Annotated in this window: 1 protein-coding gene; it reads left to right on the forward strand. The window is 35.7% G+C overall.

The window, feature by feature from the left end:
- Positions 1-64 precede the first annotated feature (64 nt).
- Positions 65-1,150 (forward strand): transposase, encoded by a 1,086-nt coding sequence (locus P1X15_RS32445; RefSeq protein ID WP_277342258.1) that lies wholly within the window; start codon positions 65-67, stop codon positions 1,148-1,150.
- Positions 1,151-1,159: the final 9 nt, after the last annotated feature.

Here is a 1,159-nt window from a genome sequence, read left to right on the forward strand (position 1 = left end):
ACTCATGTTACGCACAAGAGTTAGCTAATTCTTCAAAGTAATTAAATTTACGAAAAAAAGCGAAATGGAATTTCTATCTCCAATATTTGATTTGTACAGTGATTACCTGATAGTCAATCAAGGCCAAAGCAATTGCACGACTTTATCAGCTTTGTTAGAGGGCGAATTAAGTCATGATACAATTACGCGCAGTCTAAACTCAGCCGATTATGGTTCAAAAGAATTATGGTCAGTAGTCAAGCCATTGGTTAAACAAATATCAAGTTCGCAAGGGGTTCTGTGTTTTGATGATACGATAGAAGAAAAAGCCTATATGGGTGAAAATGATATGATTTGTTGGCACTATGACCATTGCTTAAAACGTTCAGTAAAAGGTATCAATCAGATCACCGGACTGTATTATAATCAAGGGGTTTCTTTGCCAATTTGCTTCAAAATAATCCATAAAACAGAATGGGTAATTGATAAAAAAACAAATAAGCCCAAACGAGTAAGTAAAGTTTCAAAACAGGATCATTTTCGGCAACTCCTTCAACAGAGCATTGATAATAGTGTGATTTTCAAGTACATTTTAGCTGACTCATGGTATTCATCAGCAGAAAACTTCAAGTTTATTCAAGAACTCAATCATCATTTTATCATGCCACTTAAAGCGAATCGAAAAGTCGCATTGAGTGGGGAAGAAAAACGTAAAGGAAACTATCAGTCGATTGAGTCATTAGAGCTGAAAGAGGGTCAAACGCTTCTCGTTTATGTTGAAGGTGTGGATTTTCCATTATGCTTCACTAAACAAGTCTTCCAAAACGAAGGTGAATCAGAAGTGGCTGTTTATTTGGTTACTAATGACTTAACGGCTGATGCAGACTGTATCAAAACATACTATGCTTTGCGCTGGAAAATTGAAGAGTTCCATAAGTCTATTAAATCTAATACGGGTTACGCAAGTTCGCCAGCACATACAATAAGAACTCAATCAAATCACTTATTCTTATCTATGTTGGCTTTTGTTAAACTCGAGGCTTTAAAATTGTCCAATAAAGAAAATCATTTCGCATTGAAAAGGAAACTTACGCTCAATGCCTTAAAAAACGCTTGGAATAAACTGAAAATTCTCAAAGCAAACGACCCTATTCTGGGTAGGGCTGCGTAACATCAGTTA

Source organism: Runella sp. MFBS21 (genome assembly GCF_029433105.1).
Lineage (GTDB): Bacteria > Bacteroidota > Bacteroidia > Cytophagales > Spirosomataceae > Runella.